Source organism: Arthrobacter sp. PvP023, assembly GCF_017832975.1.
GTDB lineage: Bacteria > Actinomycetota > Actinomycetes > Actinomycetales > Micrococcaceae > Arthrobacter.
The window spans coordinates 3,517,473-3,539,340 of sequence record NZ_JAFIBI010000001.1; the positions used below are offsets into that span (position 1 = coordinate 3,517,473).

The following is a 21,868-nucleotide window of genomic DNA, read 5'->3' on the forward strand; positions in this document are numbered from 1 at the left end:
AAGACCTCTTCTTCGCGCTTGCCTGCCGCCAACTGGCCGGCAGGCCAGGTCTTCACCCGGGGCACCCCGCCGCGAAAGGAGGGTTGCCGGCCAGCAAGCCGGGGCTGTCGCTGGCACTCATGACCTGTAAAGAGTCTACGAAATGCGTCCCCGCAATGGCGAAGAATGTGACAGCAATATGACTCCCGGCGTCGAGGCGCCGGGAGCCATACGGCTCAGTCGCCCTTGGCGGCGCGGAAACCGGCGTCGAGGTCGGCGATGATGTCATCGATGTGCTCCAGCCCCACGGAGAGGCGGACCAGGCCCGGCGTGACCCCCGCCACGGCCTGCTGTTCCGCTGTCAGCTGGCTGTGGGTGGTGGACGCCGGGTGGATGACCAGGGAGCGCACGTCACCGATGTTCGCCACGTGGGAGTGCAGTTCCAGCGCGTCCACGAACCGCTTGCCGGCCTCGGCCCCGCCGGCGATGTTGAAGGACACGATCGCACCGGTGCCCTTGGGTCCGTACTTGCGGCCGCGGTCGTACCAGGGGCTGGACGGCAGGCCCGCGTAGGCAACGGATTCGACGTCGTCCCTTGCCTCCAGCCATTCGGCGACACTCACCGCGTTGGCCACGTGGCGCTCGACGCGCAGGCTCAGGGTTTCCAGGCCCTGGGCGATGAGGAAGGCGTTGAACGGGGACACCGCGGAGCCGAGGTCCCGCAGCAGCTGGACGCGGGCCTTGAGGATGTAGGAAAGGTTCGCGCCCAGGGCGCCCCCGGCGCCGAGGTCCCTGGCGTAGACAAGCCCGTTGTAGGTGGGGTCCGGGATGTTGAAGCCCGGGAACTTCTCCGGGTCCTTGCCGAAATCAAAGTTGCCCGAGTCCACGATCACGCCGGCGATGGCGCTGCCGTGCCCGCCAAGGTACTTCGTTGCCGAGTGGACCACAATGTCGGCGCCCCATTCCAGCGGCCGGATGAGGTACGGCGTGGACAGTGTGTTGTCCACGATCAGCGGGACCCCTGCCTCGTGGGCGACGCCGGAAACGCCTTCGATGTCCAGGACGTCCTGGCGCGGATTGGACACCACCTCGCCGAAGAAGAGCTTGGTGTTCGGCCGGACGGCGTCCTTCCACTGCTGGAGGTTGTCCGGGTCCTCCACGAACGTCACGGAGATGCCGAACTTCTTCAGGGTGTGGGCCAGCAGGTTGTACGTGCCGCCGTAGAGGCTGGGGCTGGCCACCACGTGATCGCCGGCTTCGGCGACGTTGAGGATGGCGAATGTTTCGGCGGCCTGTCCCGAGCTGAGCAGCAGCGCCGCCAGCCCGCATTCAAGGCTGGCCACGCGCTGCTCCACCGCGTCCTGGGTGGGATTGCCGATGCGGGTATAGATGGGCGCCAGTTCGGCCAGCGCGAAGCGGTTGGCGGCGCTTTCGGCGCTAGGGAACACGAACGACGTCGTCTGGTAAATGGGGAGGGCCCTGGCGCCGGTGGCGCTGTCCGGCTCCTGGCCGGCGTGGATCTGGCGGGTTTCGAAAGACCAGGCATTGGACATTGGAGGCTCCTTAAGGAAGGGCACCGTGGCCGGACGCACAGTATGCCGGGCCGGCTCTGGTGCCGCGCTTGCCGACCGGCGGTTGCCGGCGGCCAGGTCCTCACCCGGGGCACCCCACCGCGGAACGAGGGTTGCCGGCCAGCAAGCCGGGGCTCAATGCTGGCGCTCATGACCTGGACCCAGTGTAGAAACAGAGCAATCCGTCTGAATAGGTTTGTGACGAAGGACGTCGGCCGCGTGATTTCGTGGGCTTCAGGGCCGTCCGCCATAACGTCCCATCTTGGTAAGGACACCCTTAGCTGAGAGCTCCATCACAAAGTGCCAAGATGAGGGCATGCGCATGGATCACGTCTCTTACGCCTGTGAACAAGATGGCTTGGCTGCCACCACCGAACGTATTGCAACCGCCCTCGGCGTCGAAGCCGTTAAGGGCGGGGTACACCCCCGTTTCGGCACCCGCAACATGATTATCCCGCTGGCCGGGCACAAGTATCTCGAGGTCGTGGAGGTCCTGGACCACCCGGCATCCGACAAGGCTCCGTTCGGGCAGGCTGTCCGGGCACGCTCCGCAGCGGGCGGTGGCTGGATGGGCTGGTGCGTCGAAGTGGACGACCTGGCACCGTTCGAAGAACGCCTCGGCCGATCGGCTGTCAACGGCAACCGCAAGTTCCCCGACGGCCGCGAACTCGTCTGGAAGCAGATCGGCATCCTGGGCCTCATTGCAGACCCGCAGGTACCCTACATGCTCAAGTGGGAAGGCGACCCGGAGCTTCACCCGTCCAACGCCTACCCGAGCAACGTTAAGATGTCCAGCCTCACCATCGCCGGCTCGGCCGAACGCGTCACGGAATGGCTCGGTCAACCGGTCGAGAAGCCCTTGGAGGATGTGGCTGTTGAATGGGTCGCCCCCAAGGGGACGCCGGGAATCCTGTCCGTCACGTTCGAAACCGCCTCCGGGGCCGTAACCATCTGACCCTGCTCTACCGTGTGGTCCTCCGGGGCCACGGGCAGCGCGCTGCCCTTCCGAACTTCGGCCGCTATCAGCGGGTGCCAACGACGTCACCCACCGATAGCGGCCGAATCCTTTTAAGCAGTGGCCGGCTAGCCCAGGCCGATGGCCTTGCCGAAGAGGCTGAAGCCGACGAACGCCACAATGTCCAGCAGTGCGTGGGCGATCACCAGCGGCATGACGCGGCGGGTCTTCGTATAGATCCACGCAAATACCACGCCCATGACAGCGTTGCCGATGAACGGGCCGAAGCCCTGGTAGAGGTGGTAGCTGCCCCGGAGCATGGAGCTGGCGAAGATGGCCAGCGGCATGCTCCAGCCGAACTTGCCGAGCCGGTCCAGCAGGTACCCCACCACGATGACCTCCTCCACGATCCCGTGCCGTACGGCGGAGAGAATCAGCACTGGGATGGTCCACCAGTAGGCATCCAGCGCGCTGGGGATGATGGCCGTGGTGATGCCGAGTGCCCGTCCGGCGGCGTACAGCCCCAGGGACGGTATGCCGATCAACGCCGCGAGGCCCAGCCCCTGCAGCAGGTCCTCGCCGGGGCGGGCGAAGTTGAAACCGAGTTTGCGGAATGCCGATGCCCCGGGCTCCCCCGCTTTCCGGTGCTCGGTGAGGAAATAGATGACCAACACGACAGGCACCAGGGCGAAAACGATGTCCAGCAGCTGGTACGTCAGGTCGAAGTATTCGCGGCTGCTCTGGGAGCGGTTGAGGGTGGAGGTCCCTTCCGCCAGGGGTGCCCGCGTCAGCTTGTCCAGCAACTGCACCACCGAATACACGGCGGACTGCCCCAGCGACAGACCCAGGACAATCCAGACTTCTAACCGCAGACGACGGCGGGAGGGAACCAGCATGTTCCTATCTTGCCTTCACTTTCTGGTTCTTTCCTGTCCGCCGCTTCCGGCCGGTCGCAGGGCAACGCTTCCGGCTGGTCGGGGGGCAACACATCCACTTGGCCGCGCTGCCCGGGGCCTATGCTTGGAATTTATGAGTGCGCCCGGAAAAATCATCATGATCCGGCACGGCCAGTCAGCCGCCAATGCCGACACCTCCATTTATAACCGGGTGCCCGATTACCGGATACCACTGACCGAACTCGGCCTTGCACAGGCCCGGGCCGCAGGCGAGGAGATCCGCCGGGAACTGGACGGCCGGCAGGTGTGTGTCTACGTCTCGCCGTACCTCCGGGCCTACCAGACCCTCGAAGCGCTCAATCTGGGACCGCTTGTTGAGCGGATCATCGAGGAACCCAGGCTTCGTGAACAGGACTGGGCGAACTTCCAGATCGCCGGGGACATCGAGGACCAAAAAGAACTCCGGAACGCCTACGGCCACTTCTTCTACCGGTTCAGGGAGGGTGAATCCGGCTCCGACGTCTACGACCGGATCTCCTCCTTCATGGAAACACTGCACCGGCACTGGTCCAAGCCCAGCTACGCCCCGAACGCCCTCTTCGTGACGCACGGGCTCACCATGAGGCTGTTCTGCATGCGCTGGTTCCACTGGTCCGTGGAGTATTTCGAATCCCTCAACAACCCGGACAACGCCGAAGTGCGGACCCTGGTGCGCACGGATGACGGCAAGTACGAACTGGACAAGCCGTTCAGCCAGTGGGAGGACCGCCGCGTGGACGAGACAGTGCTGGACGCTCCGCCCATGATCTTCTAGCCGCCGCGCTTCATTCCGGCAGCCGGGCGATCACCTGCCGGAACTTCCCGACCACGCCGCTCTGTTCGGGCGGCTCGTCCGCGCGGACGACTCCGACGTTCCGCAGTTCCAGCCCGGCGAGGTACTCCAGCAGCTTCGCGGAGGCCGTGCGCCACACCGCTGCGGCGTCGGCACCGGGTTCCGGTTCGAGCCGGAGGCGGATGGTTGCAGGTCCTGTCTGCACCAGCTGGCTGCGGTGCAGTCCGGGAGTTTCGTCGACGACGGACCCGATGGCGAGCGGGAGCACCCGGACCGTGGTCCCGTCCGCGGCGAGGAGGCGGAGGACATCGTCGCTTCGGCCCGCGACCCGGATGGCGGGCAGCGGGTTACCACATTCACAGGGACCTGTCTTCGCCAGCACCGAGTCGCCGAGGTCGTAGCGGATCAGCGGCTGGACCCGGTTGGCGAGGTTGGTGAGCAGCACGGTGTGGGATGGCTCCCCCGGCGGCGTAGGGCGGTAGTCGGCGCCGACCGGTTCCAGGATGGCCCAGTCGCTGTTCACGTGCAGCCAGCCGCGGGCACAGTCGAAGGCCAGCGGCGTGAACTCGGAGGCAGCGTACGCATCGTGGAGGGCACCCCCGAACGCCTCCGCGATGCGCGCCCGCACGTCCGGCCCGCAGGACTCGCCGGCGAGCTCTACTACCACCGGTTTCAGGTGGAGCCGGCCGGCCGCCTGCTCCTCGGCGAGCAGGGCGAGGGCACTCGGGTAGCCGGTGACGGCCGAGGGGTCATAGTCGTTCAGGGCTGCCACAAGCCCGGTCAGCGGCTGCTGCACCGGGAACGCCTGGAATGCGCGCCGGCGCCACCTGCTGCGCCGGCGCTGCCATTGCACCCAGCCCGCGCCCGCGTAGTGCCCGCCGGTGCCCACCACTGCCGCCCAGCGCAATCCGCGGCGGGCCATGGCCAGCAGCTCGCGCGGAGACAGCCAGGCCAGGTCGATGCGGAGGACAAAGGACTGGGAGACGGCGAGGGATCGGGAATCATGCACGAAGATCCCGGGGTGCCCGGTGGTGCCGGACGTGGTGCAGACGAAGTACCGGTCCAGGTACGGCGTTCCGACCTGGGACGGGTCGGCGATGAAAGCATCGACTCCGGCCCGGGTGACGGCGGGATCCGTGACCCAGTCATCGAAGTTGGCCATGAGCTCCTGTTTGGTGACCGGTGGAAGCTCCACCAGGACGACGCCGTCGGAGCGCACGGCGGGTAACACGTCCCGGTAGAGGTGACGGTAGAACGGCGAGCTGGTCCTGGCGTGCGCAACGATCGCCGCAAGCCGGGCCTCCCGGCGCCGGGCCAGTCCGGCCGGCCCCTGGCGCTGAGCCCACAGCTGGTCGAGAGCGAAGCCCAGTTCCTTCAACAGTCCGGCCACGGTTATCTCCTGGGGTATGCCGACAGGGTCGGAAGCAATAGATCGAAGAGCATCCGTTCGAAAGCAAAATCAGCGGGCGCGGACGCCGGCCCGCCAGACGGCGTGGGTCAGCGGGATGCCCGGCCGGTAGGCCAGGTGGGTGGCGGAGGGGGCGTTGAGCAGGTGGAGGTCCGCGCGGTGCCCGACGGCGATCGAACCGACCGCGCGTTCGCCGTCGGCGTCGTTCCCCTCGTCGCGGTGCAGCGCCAGCGCGCCGCCGTACGTGGCGGCCCGGACGGCCTCGTGGACGCTGAGCCGCATCTGCAGCACGGCGGTGGTGACACAGAACGCCATGGAGCTCGTATAGGAGGTACCGGGGTTGCAGTTCGAGGCCAGGGCGAGCTGCACGCCGGCGTCGAGCAGTTCGCGCCCGGGGGCAAGCGGCTGGCGGGTGGAGAGGTCGCAAGCCGGCAGGCACGTGGCGACAGTACCCCGCGTTCCCGCGCCGGCCGCCGATTCCCAGCCGGACCAGCTGTCCGCGAGGTCGTGGACGTCGGCGCGGGACAGGTAGTTCACGTGGTCCACGCTGGCGGCCCCGAATTCAACCGCCAACCGCACCCCGGGCCCCTCCCCCAGCTGGTTGCCGTGGACGCGAAGGCCCAGGCCCGCGTCCTTGCAGGCCTGCAGCACACGGCGCGACTGCTCCTCGTTGAAGGCCCCCTGCTCGCAGAACACGTCCGCCCAGCTGGCGTAGGGCCTGACCGCCGCCAGCATGGGTCCGCATACCAGGTCGGTGTATTCGTCGGGGTCGTCCCCGGCGGGGACCAGATGGGCGCCCAGGTAAGTGACTTCGTCAGCCACCGTGGAGGCGATACGCGCGCTGCGCGTTTCGTTTTCAACGTCCAGGCCGTAGCCGGTCTTGGTTTCCAGGTACGTGGTCCCCTGCGAGACGGCTTCGGCCACGCGGCCCAGCGCCAGCCTGGTGAGGTCGAAGTCGCTTGTCCCCCGGGTGGCGCCGGTGGTCACGGCGATCCCGCCGGCGCTGTAGCTCTCGCCGGCCATCCGTGCCTCGAACTCGGCAGTCCTGTCACCGGCAAAGATCAGGTGGGTGTGCGAGTCCACCCAGCCCGGCAGCAGCGCCCGGCCTCCCGCGTCCACGGCATCGTCAGCGGCCGGCGCGGCCGACGCCGGCCCGATCCACGAAATCCGCTCCCCTTCGATCACCACGGCGGCGTCCTTGAGGACGCGGTGCTCCGCATCCTGGGTCATCAGCTCGGCAATGTTGGTGATCAGGGTGCTCATGGGTCCATTCTTCAGTGCCGGATGGACCAGCGGGTCGCGGCCAGCGCAACCGCTGTCCGGGATGCCGGACTGAGCCCGGCGTCCTCGTCCCGGGCGCCCTGCCCCGCCGACGGCCCTGCCAGGATGAGGTCGGCTGCGAGCTCAGCAATGCCGGACGAGGTCTGGAAACCGTAACCGCCCTGTCCGGCGAGCCAGAAGAATCCGGTGGCTTCGGCGTCGAACCCCACCACCGGGACGCCGTCGGCAGCTTCGGTGCGCAGGCCGGTCCACGCGGACTTGACGTTCCTGATGCCCATGGTGGTCACCGCGTTGAGCCGCGCCACCAGCGCCTCGACATCGCCCGGGTAGGGCTTCGCGTCCTCAGGCCCGCTCGGCACGGATTCCGACGGCGAAATCAGCACGTCCTGTCCTTCCTTGCGGAAGTAGAACGATTCGTCCGCTGCCGCCACCATGGGGCAGGAATCCGGGAGGGGACGTTCGACGTCGACAATCGCCGCCGTGCGCCGGTACGGCTGGAGGCCGAGCTTCTCCACGCCGCTGATCACGGCCAGTTCATCGGCCCAGGCCCCGGCAGCATTGACCACGATCCCGGCCTGGAACGCTTCCTGGCCCGCCCCGAGTTCCCAGCCGGACCCCAGCCGCTGGGCGGAATGGACCTTGGCGCCGGTGATGATGTCCACCCCGCCCGCCTCGGCACGGCGCCGGTGGTCTTCCAGCAGCACGGGGGCGTTGCAGGCGTACGAACCGGTGTCCAGTCCGGCCGCGGAAAAGAATCCGGGATCCAGCACCGGGCACAGCTCCAGGGCCTCGGCATGGGAGATCCGGTGCATGTGCCCGCTGGCTTCCTCCCGGACGGTGTCTTCGTCGCCGATCAGCATGAAGCTGCGCGGCGAAAGGACAGGCTCCGGAAGCTCCGCGTCCCGGGCCGCAATCAGCCCGAGCGTGCGGAGGGTCAGCTCCTGGACCACGACGGGGCCGTAGCTGGGGATCAGTTGCCGGGCCGAGCGGGCCGAGGTGTGGTAGGCCAGGGACTGTTCGGCCTCGACGAGCGCAACGCTGCATTTACCGGCAAGGGCAGAGGCGAGGGACAGCCCGGCAATGCCGCCGCCCACAATCACCACATCGTAATTTGCTGACATGACTCCATCCTTGCACCCGGCAGGACGTCACGTCAGTACCCTAGGCTCCCACCGCGTCGCGGCTGTCCACGAATGCCCGGACGCAGGCTTCGACGTCCTCGGCACTGTGTGCGGCGGAGAGCTGGACCCGGATCCGGGCAGCCCCCTTGGGAACCACGGGGTAGCTGAATGCGGTGACGAACACTCCGTGCCGGAGCATCCGGTCTGCCACCTTCGCCGCTACCACGGCGTCCCCGAACATCACCGGCACGATGGCGTGCTCGCCGTCGAGCAGGTCAAAGCCTTCTTCCGCCATCCGGCTTCGGAACAGTCCAGCGTTGGCGAACAGTTTGGAACGCAGTTCGGCGGAGTTCTCCACGAGGTCCAGGGCCTTCAGCGTGGCGGCCACGATGGCGGGCGCGAGGGAATTGGAGAACAGGTAGGGGCGCGCCTTCTGGCGGAGCATGGCCACCACTTCGGCCCGGCCGGAGACGTAGCCGCCGGAGGCCCCGCCCAGCGCCTTACCGAACGTACCGGTGTAGATGTCCACCCGGTGGCCCACGCCGGCGTGCTCGGGGGTTCCCGCACCGGTGGCGCCCATAAATCCCACGGCGTGCGAGTCGTCCACCATCACCAGGGCATCGTACTTTTCGGCCAGGTTGCAGATGGCTTCGAGCGGCGCGAGGTAGCCGTCCATGGAGAAGACGCCGTCCGTCACGATGATCTTGCGGCGGGCCGGGTTCTCCTGCGTAGTGGCCTCGATCAGTTTCGCTTCGAGGTCCGCCATGTCGCGGTTGGCGTAGCGGAACCGCCGGGCCTTGCAGAGCCTGATGCCATCAATGATGGACGCATGGTTCAGGGCGTCGGAGATGACGGCGTCTTCGGGCCCGAAGAGGGACTCAAACACGCCGCCGTTGGCGTCGAAGCAGCTGGAGAACAGGATGGTGTCCTCGGTGCCCAGGAACTTCGAGACGCGCGCCTCCAGTGCCAGGTGCAGGTCCTGGGTTCCACAGATGAAGCGCACGCTGGCCATGCCGAAGCCGCGCTCGTCCATGGCGGCCTTCGCAGCGGCAATGATCTCCGGGTGGTCCGCCAGGCCCAGGTAATTGTTGGCGCAGAAGTTCAACACGTCGGCACCGGCCTCGCCGATCTGGCCCGCCGTGATGTGGCTGGCCTGAGGCGAGTCGATGTGGCGTTCCGTCTTGAACAGGCCTGCCGTGCGGATCTCGTCCAGCTCGTTCTGCAGCTGGTCCTTGATGGCTGAATACATGGGGTGTGCTCCTCAGCGGGGTGAATCGTTAATCGGTGCCGGAAAGTATTGCAGGGTCTAGAAAACGGTCCAGTCGAGGACAACTTTGCCGCCCACACCGGCGCGGGCAACGTCGAAGCCCTTTTCCCAGTCCGTGGCGGGCAGGGTGTCCGTGACCACCGCCGAGATGTTGGCATGCAGCACCGGGTTGGAGGACAACATGGCGCTCATGGCGTACCAGGTTTCGAACATTTCGCGCCCGTAGATGCCCTTCATGGTCAGCATATGCGTCACCACCTTGCCCCAGTCGATGTCGATGGACTGGCTGGGCAGGCCCAGCATCGCGATCCGGCCGCCGTGGTTCATGTTGTCGATCATCTCCGGCAGGGCGGTGGGGTGCCCGGACATTTCCATGCCGATGTCGAACCCTTCGCGCATGCCCAATTCGCGCTGGGCATCCCTGACGCGCATCTTCGAGACGTCGATGGCAAGGTCCACGCCGAGCTGGCGGGCCAGTTCGAGGCGCGGCGCGGAGACATCGGTGATGGCGATCTTCCGGGCGCCGGCGTGGCGGGCCACGGCAATGGCCATCAGTCCGATCGGCCCGGCCCCGGTGATCAGCACGTCCTCGCCCACCAGCGGGAAGCTCAGGGCGGTGTGGACGGCGTTGCCGAAGGGATCGAAGATGGCGCCAAGTTCGGGCGTGACAGAAGGATCCTGGTGGACCCAGACGTTGGTCTCGGGGATGACCACATACTCGGCGAAGGCCCCGTCACGCTGGACCCCTACGCTCACGGTGTGGATGCACATCTGGCGGCGGCCGGCGCGGCAGTTGCGGCAGATGCCGCAGACAATGTGGCCTTCGCCGGAGACCCGGTCGCCCACCTTGACGTCGCGGACGTCCTCGCCGGTTTCCACCACTTCGCCGTAGAACTCGTGGCCGGCGATCAGCGGAGCCTCGATCATGCTCTGGGCCCAGGCATCCCAGGACTGGATGTGAAGGTCCGTGCCGCAGATCCCGGTGGTCATCACGCGGATCTTCACGTCGCCGGGGCCGGTTTCCGGCTCGGGCCGGTCCACCAGCTCAAACCCGGCGTGTGCGCCGGCTTTGTACAGAGCCTTCATTGGCTTCCTTACTCTTGGTTTTACTCTCAGGAATGTGGCGCCCTCCCGGGGGTGCGGCGGGGCTGGCTCCCTTCATTAGAACCACAAAGAAGCATTAGCACAACCGAATTCTTCTCAATCGACGATTTAGAAATGTCTAAGCAATAGACTCAAGGCATGGAAATCCACCAGCTGGAAATGCTCCGGGAACTGGGCGCCCTCGGCAGCGTCAAAGCGGTCGCCGAAACGCTCGTGGTCACCCCCTCAGCCGTGTCCCAGCAACTGGCTGCGCTGCAGCGCAGCGTGGACGTCCCGCTGACGCGAAAGGAAGGCCGGAACCTGGTGCTCACCGAGGCCGGCCAGGCACTGGCCGACGCCGGTGCCGCCGTCGTCAGCGCGATGGCCGATGCGCGGATGGCGATCGGCGCGTACCACGGCTCCACGGTGGCACCGGTGACGGTGAGCGGCTTTCACAGCGCCGGCCAGGCACTCTTTGCGCCCCTGGCCCGGCTGCTGGACTCACCGGACAAACCCAGGGTGCTGCTGTCCGACGAGGATGTTGCCCAGCAGGACTTCCCCGCACTGACTGCCCGGTACGACCTGGTGCTGGCGCACCGGATGGACCACAGCCCGCGGTGGCCGGAGGAGCGGGTGGCCGTCATCCCGCTCGCACACGAGCCGCTGGACGTGGCGTTGTCCGCCGGGCACCGGCTGGCGGGCAAGGAAACCCTGACGGCGCACGACGTCGTCGGCGAACCGTGGGTGACCAGCCACACCGGCTACTCCCCCGCGGACGTGCTGTCCGCCGTCGCCGCGGTGTCCAGCCGGGAGCTGAACATTGTCCACCGGATCAACGACTATTCCACCGTGGCGGGACTCGTGGCCACGGGCAGCGTCATCGGGCTGCTGCCGCGGCACACCGCGCGGCCGGTGCTGAACCCGGAGATCGTGCTCCGGCCGCTGCAGGGCATCAGCACCCGGCGCCGGATCGACATCCTGGCCCGGCCGGAAAACCTCAAACGGACCTCGGTAATGATGGTCTGCGAGGCCCTCGAAGACATCATGGCCGGGCTAGTCTCCCCTTAAAGCCCAACTGGGTCGCAGTAGATGTCGTTATGAGCGCTCATAACGACGTTAACTGCGACCCAGTTGGGTTAAAACACGTGACTCAGCCTTCGACGCCGAGCCTCTCAAGGATCAGCTCGCGGACGCGCCCCGCGTCAGCCTGCCCGCGGGTGGCCTTCATGACGCCGCCCACGATCGCACCGATCGCCTGCACCTTGCCGCCGCGGATCTTGTCAGCGACGTCCGGCTGCGCGGCGAGGGCCGCATCGATGGCTTCCAGGAGGGGGCCGTCGTCGGAGACCACGGCCAGGCCGCGCTTCTCCACGATCTCCGCGGGCGTGCCTTCGCCGGCGAGGACGCCGTCGAGGACCTCGGCGGCCATCTTGTTGTTGATCTTGCCGGCTTCCACCATCTTGTTCAGTTCCACGATGGTTTCCGGCTTGACGCCCAGCTGGCCGGGGTCCACGTCGGCGTTCTTGGCGCGGCCAACGATCTCGCCCATCCACCACTTGCGGGCCACGGTGGCCGTGGCGCCGGCGGCAATGGTCTCTTCGATCTCATCCATGACGCCGGCGTTAACCACGTCGCGGAATTCCAGGTCCGAGTAGCCCCAGTCGGCCTGCAGGCGCTTGCGGCGCTCGGCCGGCGGCTCCGGCAGGGTGGCGCGCAGCTCCTCCACCCATTCGCGGGAGGCAACGATCGGAACGAGGTCCGGCTCCGGGAAGTAGCGGTAGTCGTCGGCGTCGGACTTGGCCCGGCCCGACGTCGTCGAGCGGGTGTCCTCGTGCCAGTGGCGCGTTTCCTGGATGACCGGCTCGCCCGAGTCCAGCACGGCGGCGTGCCGCTGGATTTCGTAGCGGACGGCGTGTTCGACGGCGCGCAGCGAGTTCACGTTCTTCGTCTCGGAACGGATGCCGAAGCGTTCGCGGCCGTGGGGACGCAGCGACACGTTCGCGTCGCAGCGCACGTTGCCGCGTTCCATCTTCGCGTCCGAAACGCCGAGGTTCTTCACGATTTCACGCACGGCGGCCACGTAGGCCTTGGCCAGCTCAGGCGCGCGGCTGCCGGCGCCCTGGATCGGCTTGGTGACGATCTCCACCAGTGGAACACCGGAGCGGTTGTAGTCCACCAGCGAGTAGTCGGCACCCTGGATGCGGCCCGCGGACCCGCCCATGTGCGTCAGCTTGCCGGCGTCCTCTTCCATGTGGGCGCGCTCGATTTCGACGCGGAACACGGTGCCGTCGGAAAGCTCGATGTCCAGGTAGCCGTCGTACGCGATGGGTTCGTCGTACTGGGAGGTCTGGAAGTTCTTCGGGGTGTCCGGGTAGAAGTAGTTCTTCCGGGCGAAGCGGCAGGTTTCGGCGATCTTGCAGTTGAGCGCCAGGCCGATCTTGATGGAGGACTCAATCGCGGTCTTGTTCACCACGGGCAGCACGCCCGGCATGCCCAGGTCCACCTCGTTGACGTTGGTGTTGGGCTCGTCGCCGAAAACGTTCGGGGCGGAGGAGAACATCTTGGTCTTGGTGTTGAGCTCCACGTGGACCTCGAAGCCCAGGACGGGATCGTACTTCTCCATGGCCTCTTCGAAGCTCAGGGTTGCGTCAGTGCTCATTATTTTGCCTCCTGGGTTTCGAGGGTCTCGGCGGGCTCGACCACCGAAGTGGCCAATTCCGGCGCCTTGTCCAGCAGCGGTCCGCCCCACTGCGCCTCGAGCAGTGATTCGAGCACCGCACCCACGCGGTACAGGCGCGCATCCTGGCGCGCCGGGGCGAGGAGCTGGATGCCGACGGGCAGCCCGTCCTCATCCGCCAGGCCGCCCGGCAGGGACAGCCCCGGGACGCCGGCCATGTTGGCCGGGATGGTGGCGACGTCGTTGAGGTACATGGCCAGGGGGTCGTTCAACTTCTCGCCGAGCTTGAACGCCGTGGTGGGCGCCGTCGGGGAAATCAGCACGTCCGCCTGGGCGAACGCGGCCTCGAAGTCGCGCTGGATCAGGGTGCGGACCTTCTGGGCCGAGCCGTAGTAGGCGTCGTAGTAGCCGGCGCTGAGCGCGTAGGTGCCCAGGATGATGCGGCGCTTCACTTCGTCGCCGAAGCCTGCGGCGCGGGTGGCACCCATGACGCGTTCGATGGTGAGCGGCGCATCCTTGGGCAGGACCCGCAGGCCGTACCGGACGCCGTCGAACTTGGCCAGGTTGGAGGAAGCCTCCGAGGGCATGATCAGGTAATAGGCGCCCAGTGCGTACTTGAAGTTGGGGCAGGAGACCTCAACGATTTCCGCGCCGGCCTGCTTGAGCAGTTCGAGCGATTCGTTGAAACGGTTCTCGACGCCGGCCTGGTAACCCTCGCCGTGGAGTTCCTTGATGATGCCGATCTTCATGCCGTCCACGTTGCCCGTCCGGGCGGCAGCAACGAGGTCTTCCAGCGGGTCCGGCAGGGACGTGGAGTCGTGCGGATCGTGGCCGCCGATGACCTGGTGCAGCAAGGCAGAGTCCAGCACGGTGCGGGAGACCGGGCCGATCTGGTCCAGCGAGGAAGCCATCGCGATGGCGCCGTAGCGGGAAACGCTGCCGTAGGTGGGCTTGACGCCCACGGTGCCGGTGACGGCGCCCGGCTGGCGGATGGATCCGCCGGTATCGGTGCCGAGGGCAAGGGGCGCTTCAAACGCGGCGACGGCGGCAGCCGAGCCGCCGCCCGAGCCGCCCGGGATCCGGTCCAGGTCCCACGGGTTGCGGGTGGGGCCGTAGGCCGAGTGCTCCGTGGAGGAGCCCATGGCAAATTCGTCCAGGTTGGTTTTGCCCAGGATGGGCATTTTGGCGTCGCGCAGACGCTTGACCACCGTGGCGTCGTACGGGCTGTGCCAGCCTTCGAGGATCTTGGAGCCGGCCGTGGTCGGCTGGCCGACGGTGACGATGAGGTCTTTGACGGCGATGGGAACACCGGCGAGTTCATGGAGTTCTGCTGCCGCGGCGCCGCCTGCGGCGCGGATGGCGTCCACCTCCGCGGCGACGGCGAGCGCCTCCTCGGTGTTGACGTGCAGGAAGGCGTGCACTCCCCGGGGACCGCCGTCAACCGCTGCGATGCGGTCCAGGTAGGCCTGGGTGACCTCAACGGAGGTGACTTCGCCGGCTGCGAGCTTTTCGGCGAGCGCGGCGGCGGAGAGGCGGATCAGTACGTTGTTCTCAGTCATGTATCAGTCCTCATCCAGGATGGCCGGAACCTTGAAGCGGCCTTCGTATGCGTCAGGGGCGCCGCTCAGGGACTGCTCGGATGTGAAGGTGTGGCCCACAACGTCCTCGCGGAACACGTTCGTCAACGGAATCGGGTGGGACGTGGCCGGGACATCATCACCGGCGGCTTCACTTACGGACTTCACTGATTCGACGATGACGGCGAGTTCGCCGGCCATCCGGTCCAGCTCTTCAGCACTCATCTCGATGTGCGCGAGACGCGCGAGATGCGCGACGTCGTCGCGGTTGATCGCAGCCATGGATCTCCCCTGCAATGTAGTTTTGGTTTCCCCCATAGTCTACGTTGCAACAGTGTGCCCGCCTGACGACCCCCAGCGGGCGTCAGACGGGCAGCACCGACCTGCGGCGCCAGCTGCAAGCAGCCCACAGCCGCAGGAAGCTTCACCCTAGCCGATGCCGATGGCTCCCGTCAGCATCCCGACACCGAGCATGACGAGCGAGATAACCGCGGTACGCCACAGCACCTTCTTGTGGTGGTCGCCGAGGTCCACCTTGGCGAGCGACACGAGCAGCAGGATGGCCGGAACCAGCGGGCTCTGCAGGTGGAACGGCTGGCCGGTGATGGAGGCCCGCGCCATGTCGGCGGCGCTGACGCCGTAGTGGGCAGCGGTCTCGCTCAGTACGGGGAGGACGCCGAAGTAGAAGGCATCGTTGCTCATGAAGAACGTCATGGGGATGCTGAGCACGCCGGTGATGACGGCCATGAACGGTCCCATGCTGGTGGGGATGATCTGGACGAGCCAGCCGGACATGGCCTCGACCATGCCGGTGCCCTTCAGGACGCCGGTGAGGACCGCCGCGGCCATGACCATGCTGACCACGGCCACGATGGACGGAGCGTGGGCGATCAGCTGGGCACCCTGGTCCTTGACCTTGGGGAAGTTGACCAGCAGGGCGATGGCGGAGCCAACCATGAAGACGAACGGGAGCGGAATGACGTTGGCGACGAGCGTGACCATGACGGCAACCGTCAGGCCAAGGTTGAACCAGAACAGCTTGGGGCGCAGGGTCTTGCGGTTCGGGTCCAGGGCGGTGTCCGCCATGGCGGAGTCGTGATCGTCCACGAGGGATTCGGGGCGCTCGAGCACGGCAACGGAGGAGCCCGCCGGGGAGACGCCTGCAGGGGCGGTTCCGGCAGGACCGGAACCCGTGCGTCCGGTACCGGAACCGCCGGCCGGGCGGCCGCCGCCGGTACCGCCGTCGAACTCTTCTGCCGTATCCGGCACACCCCAGATTTCCGGTGCGGTGGCGCGGAGGCGGTTGCGTTCCTGCAGGCCCAGCAGCCAGGCGAAGGCGAAGACCACTACGAGGCCTGCGATCAGGGACGGAATCATGGGGACGAAGACGTCGTTGACGTCGATCTTCAACGCCGTGGCGGCGCGGGCGGTGGGGCCGCCCCAGGGCAGGATGTTCATGGTTCCGTTGGCGAGGCCCGCGACGCAGGTCAGGACCACTGGGCTCATCTTCAGGCGCAGGTAGACGGGCAGCATGGCGGCCGTGGTGAGGATGAAGGTGGTGGAGCCGTCACCGTCCAGGGACACTGCGGCGGCCAGGATGGCGGTGCCCAGCACCACCTTGGCGGGGTCGTTGCCCAGCTTGCGGAGGATGAACCGCACCAGGGGGTCGAACAGCCCGACATCGATCATCAGGCCGAAGTAGATGATGGCGAACATCAGCAGGGCTGCGGTGGACGTCATGGACTTCATGGAGTCCATGACCATGTCCCCGATGCCCAGCCCCGCTCCGGCGAAAAGCCCGAAAACGGTAGGGACGATGATCAGCGCCAGCACTGGCGTCAACTTCTTCGTCATGATCAGCACCATGAATACCGCGATCATGGCGAATCCAAGTAATACCAGCACGGCCGGCTCCTTTGTCAGTCAGTGGCACCACTCCGGTGTGATGCGCACTACAGACGTTAGAGTGGCCCGCGTCACGGCAGTGCCTTTGGCTCAATTGATTGGCATACTGCTTATTGGGAGCATTTTGCTCATTTAGCTCAGCAGGCCACAACCGTCATCACCACCCCGTCAGGAGGGCAATGAAGCGTCCGTCACCGAGGCAGCCGCTGCGGTTCTCCACCCAGACCCTGCTGCTCCAGCTCGGAGTGGTTTTGCTCGTGGTGCTGCTCAGCGGCGCCGTGCATGCCTGGCTGACGTATGAGCGCCTGGGCCGGGAGGCCGAGAACCAGGCGCTCACCCTGGCCCGCACTGTTGCATCGGATCCTGCGGTCCGCCAGGAGGTCCAGGCCATCAGCCGCGAAGCGGGCACTCCCCCGGCGTCGGTGCTGCTGGCCGGCCCGCTGATGGCGGTGGCCGAAGGCGCCCGCACCCGCACCGGGGCGCTGTTCGTGGTGATCACCGATGAAACCGGCCTGCGGCTGGCCCATCCGGACGCCGACCGGCTGGGTGAGAAGGTCAGCACTGATCCCTCCGAAGCTCTCTCGGGCAAGGAGGTGACCACGCGGAACACCGGGACGCTGGGGCCCTCGGCGGGCGCCAAGGTGCCCGTCTTCGCGCCGGATTCGGACACAGTGGTGGGCGAGGTCAGCGTGGGATATTCCACCGAGAACATCGTGCAGAGCCTCGCCCGCGACATCACGCCTATTCTCCTGACCGCGGCCGGGTCGCTGCTCGCCGGAATCCTGGCCTCGTTCCTGCTGCGCCGCCGCCTGCAGCGGCTGACGCTCGGCCTGGAGCCGGAGGAGATCAGCACGCTGGTCCATGACCAGGTGGCGGTTCTCCAGGGCGTGGACGACGGCGTGATCGGCGTTTCGGCCGACGGCAGGATCAGCGTCTTCAATGCTGCCGCCCAGCGGCTCCTCGGCCGGCACGACCTCACGGGCACACCGTGGAAGCGGGCCCCGGTCCCTGAGCAGCTGAAGGCCCTGACCCTGCCGGACGCCGCCGAAGCCGACGCCGTCGAAGTCATCGCCGGCGGCCGCGTGCTGGTGGCCAGCGCCCGCAAAGCGCTGCACCGGCAGGAAGACCTGGGCTGGGTGGTCATGCTCCGCGACCGCACCGAGCTCCAGCACCTGACCCGCCAGCTGGATGCCGTGGGGACGATGTCCACGGCGCTGCGGGCACAACGCCACGAATTCGCCAACCAGCTGCACACCATTGCCGGCTTTATGAGCATCGGGCAGCACCAGCAGGCGCGCGAGTACCTGGCGCGGCTGGCCGCCACCGGACCGCTGAAGTTTCCGGTGGACCAGGCCGAGCTCCTCCAGGATCCCTACCTGCAGGCGTTCGTGGGCGCCAAGGGTGTGGAAGCGGACGAACGCGGCGTGACGCTGCGCATCGGCCCCGAAACGCTGGTGCGCGGCCAGGTCACCGAGCCGCAGGACGTCACCACGGTGCTCGGGAACCTGATCGACAACGCCGTGAACGCCGCCGTCGCCGGTTCCGCCGCGGACCGCTGGGTGGAGGTGGAGCTGCTGGACGAACCGGGAGCCGACGGCGGCACGCTGCATATCGTCGTCGGGGATTCCGGTGACGGCCTGGCCGTCGAATCCGCGGCGGGCGGGGCGGACGGAGCCGGCGCGGAGGCCGTGTTCGCCGAAGGGTTTACGACGTCGGCACGGCCGGCGCGTGCCGGCGGCGGGCAGGGGCTGGGGCTGGCCCTTGCCCGGCAGCTTGCGCGGCGCCGCGGCGGAGACGTCAGGGTCCTGGAGCCCGGCTCCCCCGGCGGACCGGGTGCTGTCTTTATGGCGACGCTGCCGCGGACCACCGCCGACTCGCCCGGACGGGAGAAGCCCCTCACGGAGGACAGGTTTATCGGCAAGGACAACGATGTCGGGAAGGACACCGATGGCTGAGGATTTAAGGGTCCTGATTGTGGATGACGATTTCCACGTCGCCAAGCTGCACGCGGCCTATGTTGATTCGGTGGCGGGTTTCATGGCGCTGCCGCCCGCGGGTTCGGCATCGCTGGCACTGCAGGCCATCCACAGCCTGCGTCCGGACCTGGTGCTGCTGGATGTGTACCTGCCTGATGCGTCCGGACTTGACCTGCTCGGCCAGCTGGACGTGGACACCATGATCCTGAGTGCGGCCTCGGACGCGGCGTCGCTGCGGGTGGCGTTCCGTCGCGGCGCCCTGGGATATCTGCTGAAGCCGTTCACGGCGGAGTCCCTGTCGCAGCAGCTCCGCTCCTATGCCCGGTACCGGCGGATCCTGGCCCAGCCGGGTGCACTGGACCAGGACACGGTAGAGCGGGCCAAGCGTTCGCTGATTCCCGGCGACGTCACTCCCTCGGCCAAGCCACGCTCCGCCACCGAAGCCGCCGTGCTGGAATCGCTGGTGCCCGGGGAGCAGTATTCGGCGGCCGAAGTCGCCGGACGGGTAGGGGTATCCCGGGCCACCGCCCAGCGGTACCTGTCCTCGCTGGCGGACGACGGTGCCGTCGACATCCAGCTCCGGTACGGCACCACGGGCCGCCCGGAACACCGCTACGGCCTCCCAGCTAAATAGTCCCCCGACGCGGCACGGTAACCGCCGAATGCCGCAAGGCGGAACAGGCATCCGGAAGCGTGCGTCTAAGCGAGGGACGAGCGAGCACGCGGAGGATGTCGCTTCCGCCTTGGGGGCTAGCTGGCGCTCTTCTGGGCCACGAGTTCGATCTCCACCAGCATCTTGGGATCCAGGAACGGCAGCACGTGGACCAGCGACAGGGTGGGGCGAATCTCGCCAAAAACTTCACCGTGGGCCCGGCCGGCGTCTTCCCACTTGCTGATGTCGGTCAGGTACAGCTTGGACTGCACCACGTCGCTGTACTCAAAACCGGCCTCGGCCAGGACGGCGCCCAGCTTTTCCAGGATGAACCTGGTCTGCGTGTAGAAGCCCTCGCCCACGATTCCGTTGTCACCGCTCGCCGCGGTGGCGGAGATATACAGGGTGTTGTCCACCTGGACTGCACGGGAATAGCCGAGGGTCTGCTCCCACGAGGAGCCGGAGCCGAATGTCTTGCGCATGGGTGTGCCTTTCGATGGTGCCTTGAGTCGGCACCACTTTAGGGCGGCTACACCTCGAGCCGGTAAACCAGCAGCTTTATGTCGGTGTCCGTCACGAACCAGTCGCGCTCAGGAACGCGGTGGAAGCCTGTCTTCCGGTACAGCCCGTGCGCGCTCTCCCACGTGCGGCCGGTGGTCAGCGCCACGGCCTTAATGCCGTCCAGCGACTTCGCATGGTTGATGATCGCCTGGACCATGGCCTTGCCTGCGCCGCTGCGCTGGACCGACGGGTCCACCACCAGCATGCGGAATTCGAGTTCGTCCGGCAGCGCGATGTCCGCAAAAGGTTCACCGGCGACGGCGAGCGTTACCGACCCGACGATGCGTCCGGCCCGTTCGGCGACCCAGATGGTGGCCTGGCCGGCCCGTTTGGCCACGTCCTGGATCTGCAGCATGTAGGGGTGGTCGGCACTCGCGAAGTAGCCGGCGGCGAGGTAGGCGTCCCGCGTGATGCGGGCTACGGCGTCGAAATCTGCCGGAACGGCGGGACGAATGAGGATCTGCGGATGCACTTGTCCATGGTAGTCGCGGGCGCATCCCCGTTCCCCCGAAAGCGCCGTTTCCGTGTCTGAACTATCACTAAGTCCGGAGCTGGCCCCTGTTCCGCGGCTTGCCTCCCGCTGGTGCCCTTCATGTGTCCGGACGTTGCCCCGTGTTGCACGGCATTGCCCAGTATTTCCGGGTGTTGCCCCGTGTTTCCGGGCATTGCCCCAGTGGTCGGCCGTGCTGGCCGCCCCGCCTCCCGCTGTGGTTGATTGGCACCACCGACGCCGCCCCACAGACAGGAACACACCCATGGCATCCCACCAGCGCACCCTGCATCTCAACGCCTTCCTCATGAGTACCGGCCACCACGAAGCGTCCTGGCGGCTGCCCGAAAGCAACCCCCGGGCCAGCACGGACATCAGGCACTACCGCAACCTCGCCCGGATTGCCGAGCGGGGCACGTTCGATTCCATCTTCTTTGCCGACTCGCCCGTGATCTTCGGAAACGTGGGCCGCCGGCCGGCCGGAAAGCTCGAACCGACAGTGCTGCTGACCGCCATCGCCGCAGCCACCGAGAAGATCGGCCTCATTGCCACGGCTTCCACCACGTACAACGAGCCGTTCAACCTCGCGAGGCGCTTTGCATCCGTCGACTTCGTCAGCGGGGGCCGTGCCGGCTGGAACGTCGTCACCACCGTCGGGCCCGACGCCGCCCGGAACTTTGGCGTCGACGACCAGCCCGCGCACGCAACGCGCTATGAGCGGGCGGCAGAGTTCCTGGACGTCGCCGGCAAACTCTGGGACAGCTGGGATGACGACGCCGTGGTGGCGGACAAGGAGGCGGGCGTCTGGGCCGACCCGGACAAGGTCAGGCCAATCGACCACGTCGGCAAGCATTTCCGGGTTCGCGGCCCGCTCAACGTTCCGCGGTCCCCGCAGGGTCACCCGCTGATTGTCCAGGCGGGCTCCTCCGAAGACGGCAAGGGGCTCGCCGCACGTTATGCCGAAGCCGTGTTCACGGCGCAGCAGACGCTCGAGGACGCGCAGGGCTTCTACAGCGACCTCAAGGCCCGCACCGCAGCCGCCGGACGAGACCCTGAAGGCATCAAGATCCTGCCCGGAATCGTGCCTGTGCTGGCCGGGACAGAAGCCGAGGCCAAGGAGCTGGAGCGCGAACTCGACGAGCTGATCCGTCCGGAATATGCGCGGATCGAACTTGCCAAAACCCTCGGTGTCAGCCCGGACGACCTCCCGCTGGACCGGCAACTGCCGGCGGATCTTCCGGACGAGGATTCCATCCAGGGTGCCAAGAGCCGCTACACCCTGATCGTGGAGCTCGGCCGCCGCGAACAGCTCACGGTGCGGCAGCTGATCGGCCGCCTGGGTGGCGGGCGCGGGCACCGCACCTTCTCGGGCACTCCGGAGCAGGTCGCAGACGCCATCCAGCTCTGGTTTGAAAACGGCGCGGCCGACGGCTTCAACATCATGCCCGCGGTGCTCCCCTCAGGCCTTGAGGCCTTTGTGGAGCACGTGGTGCCGGTCCTGCGCCAGCGGGGCCTGTTCCGGACGGAGTACACAGCCGACACGCTGCGGGGGCACTACGGACTGGAGCGCCCGCTCAACCGGTATTCCGGGGCGGCCGGGCTGGCCGCCGTGCACGCCTGAGCGGTGTGCACGCCTG

At 67.1% G+C, this 21,868-nt stretch carries 19 protein-coding genes and 2 riboswitches; of the genes, 6 read left to right on the forward strand and 13 right to left on the reverse strand.

Features of this window, described 5'->3' with window-relative positions; all coding sequences use genetic code 11:
- Positions 1-9: 9 nt before the first annotated feature.
- Positions 10-125, reverse strand: a riboswitch (SAM riboswitch).
- Positions 126-215: 90 nt separating this feature from the next.
- Positions 216-1,532, reverse strand: a complete 1,317-nt coding sequence (locus JOE31_RS16200; protein WP_209746351.1) for a bifunctional o-acetylhomoserine/o-acetylserine sulfhydrylase — start codon at positions 1,530-1,532, stop codon at positions 216-218.
- Positions 1,533-1,591: 59 nt separating this feature from the next.
- A riboswitch (SAM riboswitch) is annotated at positions 1,592-1,706 on the reverse strand.
- A 160-nt stretch (positions 1,707-1,866) separates the two neighbouring features.
- On the opposite strand from JOE31_RS16200, the gene JOE31_RS16205 reads away from it, so the two are divergent.
- On the forward strand, positions 1,867-2,505 hold the full coding sequence (locus JOE31_RS16205) for a VOC family protein (RefSeq protein WP_028272557.1): 639 nt from the start codon (positions 1,867-1,869) through the stop codon (positions 2,503-2,505).
- 128 nt (positions 2,506-2,633) lie between these two features.
- Here the strand turns inward: JOE31_RS16205 and JOE31_RS16210 are convergent, their stop codons facing one another.
- Positions 2,634-3,401 (reverse strand): CPBP family intramembrane glutamic endopeptidase, encoded by a 768-nt coding sequence (locus JOE31_RS16210; protein WP_209746353.1) that lies wholly within the window; start codon positions 3,399-3,401, stop codon positions 2,634-2,636.
- A gap of 133 nt (positions 3,402-3,534) precedes the next feature.
- Here JOE31_RS16210 and JOE31_RS16215 point away from each other — a divergent pair, with 133 nt between their 5' ends.
- Positions 3,535-4,215 (forward strand): histidine phosphatase family protein, encoded by a 681-nt coding sequence (locus JOE31_RS16215; RefSeq protein ID WP_245199220.1) that lies wholly within the window; start codon positions 3,535-3,537, stop codon positions 4,213-4,215.
- A gap of 10 nt (positions 4,216-4,225) precedes the next feature.
- Here JOE31_RS16215 and JOE31_RS16220 read toward each other — a convergent pair whose 3' ends face one another.
- The 5 genes from JOE31_RS16220 to tdh form a co-directional block, all read right to left on the reverse strand.
- A complete protein-coding gene (locus tag JOE31_RS16220; protein ID WP_209746354.1) occupies positions 4,226-5,623 on the reverse strand; it encodes a phenylacetate--CoA ligase family protein in 1,398 nt (465 codons plus the stop codon).
- 69 nt (positions 5,624-5,692) lie between these two features.
- Complete coding sequence (gene hutI, locus JOE31_RS16225; protein ID WP_209746356.1) at positions 5,693-6,904, reverse strand: imidazolonepropionase; 1,212 nt, start codon at positions 6,902-6,904, stop codon at positions 5,693-5,695.
- Between the two features lie 11 nt (positions 6,905-6,915).
- Positions 6,916-8,043: an FAD-binding oxidoreductase gene (locus JOE31_RS16230; RefSeq protein WP_209746358.1), complete on the reverse strand. Its 1,128-nt coding sequence runs from the start codon at positions 8,041-8,043 to the stop codon at positions 6,916-6,918.
- Between the two features lie 40 nt (positions 8,044-8,083).
- The gene (locus JOE31_RS16235; protein ID WP_209746359.1) at positions 8,084-9,292 is read right to left on the reverse strand and encodes a glycine C-acetyltransferase; all 1,209 of its coding nucleotides are present in this window, start codon (positions 9,290-9,292) and stop codon (positions 8,084-8,086) included.
- 57 nt (positions 9,293-9,349) lie between these two features.
- The gene (gene tdh / locus JOE31_RS16240) at positions 9,350-10,396 is read right to left on the reverse strand and encodes an L-threonine 3-dehydrogenase (protein WP_209746360.1); all 1,047 of its coding nucleotides are present in this window, start codon (positions 10,394-10,396) and stop codon (positions 9,350-9,352) included.
- A 156-nt stretch (positions 10,397-10,552) separates the two neighbouring features.
- Here tdh and JOE31_RS16245 point away from each other — a divergent pair, with 156 nt between their 5' ends.
- Positions 10,553-11,461 carry a LysR family transcriptional regulator gene (locus JOE31_RS16245; protein WP_209746362.1) on the forward strand — a complete coding sequence of 303 codons (909 nt, stop codon included), beginning with the start codon at positions 10,553-10,555 and terminating at the stop codon, positions 11,459-11,461.
- 82 nt (positions 11,462-11,543) lie between these two features.
- On the opposite strand, the gene gatB is transcribed toward JOE31_RS16245, so the two are convergent.
- The 4 genes from gatB to JOE31_RS16265 form a co-directional block, all read right to left on the reverse strand.
- Positions 11,544-13,052, reverse strand: coding sequence for an Asp-tRNA(Asn)/Glu-tRNA(Gln) amidotransferase subunit GatB (gene gatB / locus JOE31_RS16250; RefSeq protein WP_011691169.1), 1,509 nt, complete (start codon positions 13,050-13,052; stop codon positions 11,544-11,546).
- The gene (gatA, locus tag JOE31_RS16255; RefSeq protein WP_209746364.1) at positions 13,052-14,629 is read right to left on the reverse strand and encodes an Asp-tRNA(Asn)/Glu-tRNA(Gln) amidotransferase subunit GatA; all 1,578 of its coding nucleotides are present in this window, start codon (positions 14,627-14,629) and stop codon (positions 13,052-13,054) included. Before gatA ends, gatB begins: the two co-directional genes overlap by 1 nt.
- Before the next feature lie 3 nt (positions 14,630-14,632).
- Positions 14,633-14,929 carry an Asp-tRNA(Asn)/Glu-tRNA(Gln) amidotransferase subunit GatC gene (gene gatC, locus JOE31_RS16260; RefSeq protein WP_043479953.1) on the reverse strand — a complete coding sequence of 99 codons (297 nt, stop codon included), beginning with the start codon at positions 14,927-14,929 and terminating at the stop codon, positions 14,633-14,635.
- 147 nt (positions 14,930-15,076) lie between these two features.
- Positions 15,077-16,552: a CitMHS family transporter gene (locus JOE31_RS16265; protein WP_209746366.1), complete on the reverse strand. Its 1,476-nt coding sequence runs from the start codon at positions 16,550-16,552 to the stop codon at positions 15,077-15,079.
- A gap of 179 nt (positions 16,553-16,731) precedes the next feature.
- On the opposite strand from JOE31_RS16265, the gene JOE31_RS16270 reads away from it, so the two are divergent.
- Complete coding sequence (locus JOE31_RS16270; protein ID WP_209746368.1) at positions 16,732-18,507, forward strand: ATP-binding protein; 1,776 nt, start codon at positions 16,732-16,734, stop codon at positions 18,505-18,507.
- Entirely contained in the window at positions 18,500-19,162 is a 663-nt protein-coding gene (locus JOE31_RS16275; protein WP_209746370.1) for a response regulator, read from the forward strand. Before JOE31_RS16270 ends, JOE31_RS16275 begins: the two co-directional genes overlap by 8 nt.
- A 116-nt stretch (positions 19,163-19,278) precedes the next feature.
- On the opposite strand, the gene JOE31_RS16280 is transcribed toward JOE31_RS16275, so the two are convergent.
- Positions 19,279-19,662: a RidA family protein gene (locus JOE31_RS16280; RefSeq protein WP_209746372.1), complete on the reverse strand. Its 384-nt coding sequence runs from the start codon at positions 19,660-19,662 to the stop codon at positions 19,279-19,281.
- A gap of 47 nt (positions 19,663-19,709) precedes the next feature.
- Complete coding sequence (locus tag JOE31_RS16285) at positions 19,710-20,213, reverse strand: GNAT family N-acetyltransferase (RefSeq protein ID WP_209746374.1); 504 nt, start codon at positions 20,211-20,213, stop codon at positions 19,710-19,712.
- A gap of 283 nt (positions 20,214-20,496) precedes the next feature.
- Between JOE31_RS16285 and JOE31_RS16290 the strand changes: the two genes are divergently transcribed.
- Positions 20,497-21,852 carry an LLM class flavin-dependent oxidoreductase gene (locus JOE31_RS16290; RefSeq protein ID WP_209746376.1) on the forward strand — a complete coding sequence of 452 codons (1,356 nt, stop codon included), beginning with the start codon at positions 20,497-20,499 and terminating at the stop codon, positions 21,850-21,852.
- The last annotated feature ends 16 nt before the right edge of the window (positions 21,853-21,868 follow it).

Bases quoted from the DNA above. Each gene is read 5' to 3' on its own strand.
- JOE31_RS16210 (WP_209746353.1), bottom strand. From the start codon at position 3,401: ATGCTGGTTCCCTCCCGCCGTCGTCTGCGGTTAGAAGTCTGGATTGTC.
- gatB (WP_011691169.1), bottom strand. From the start codon at position 13,052: ATGAGCACTGACGCAACCCTGAGCTTCGAAGAGGCCATGGAGAAGTAC.
- JOE31_RS16270 (WP_209746368.1), top strand. From the start codon at position 16,732: ATGAAGCGTCCGTCACCGAGGCAGCCGCTGCGGTTCTCCACCCAGACC.
- tdh (WP_209746360.1), bottom strand. From the start codon at position 10,396: ATGAAGGCTCTGTACAAAGCCGGCGCACACGCCGGGTTTGAGCTGGTG.
- JOE31_RS16215 (WP_245199220.1), top strand. From the start codon at position 3,535: ATGAGTGCGCCCGGAAAAATCATCATGATCCGGCACGGCCAGTCAGCC.
- JOE31_RS16290 (WP_209746376.1), top strand. From the start codon at position 20,497: ATGGCATCCCACCAGCGCACCCTGCATCTCAACGCCTTCCTCATGAGT.
- JOE31_RS16245 (WP_209746362.1), top strand. From the start codon at position 10,553: ATGGAAATCCACCAGCTGGAAATGCTCCGGGAACTGGGCGCCCTCGGC.
- JOE31_RS16230 (WP_209746358.1), bottom strand. From the start codon at position 8,043: ATGTCAGCAAATTACGATGTGGTGATTGTGGGCGGCGGCATTGCCGGG.
- JOE31_RS16205 (WP_028272557.1), top strand. From the start codon at position 1,867: ATGCGCATGGATCACGTCTCTTACGCCTGTGAACAAGATGGCTTGGCT.
- gatC (WP_043479953.1), bottom strand. From the start codon at position 14,929: ATGGCTGCGATCAACCGCGACGACGTCGCGCATCTCGCGCGTCTCGCG.
- JOE31_RS16275 (WP_209746370.1), top strand. From the start codon at position 18,500: ATGGCTGAGGATTTAAGGGTCCTGATTGTGGATGACGATTTCCACGTC.
- JOE31_RS16235 (WP_209746359.1), bottom strand. From the start codon at position 9,292: ATGTATTCAGCCATCAAGGACCAGCTGCAGAACGAGCTGGACGAGATC.
- JOE31_RS16200 (WP_209746351.1), bottom strand. From the start codon at position 1,532: ATGTCCAATGCCTGGTCTTTCGAAACCCGCCAGATCCACGCCGGCCAG.
- hutI (WP_209746356.1), bottom strand. From the start codon at position 6,904: ATGAGCACCCTGATCACCAACATTGCCGAGCTGATGACCCAGGATGCG.
- JOE31_RS16280 (WP_209746372.1), bottom strand. From the start codon at position 19,662: ATGCGCAAGACATTCGGCTCCGGCTCCTCGTGGGAGCAGACCCTCGGC.
- gatA (WP_209746364.1), bottom strand. From the start codon at position 14,629: ATGACTGAGAACAACGTACTGATCCGCCTCTCCGCCGCCGCGCTCGCC.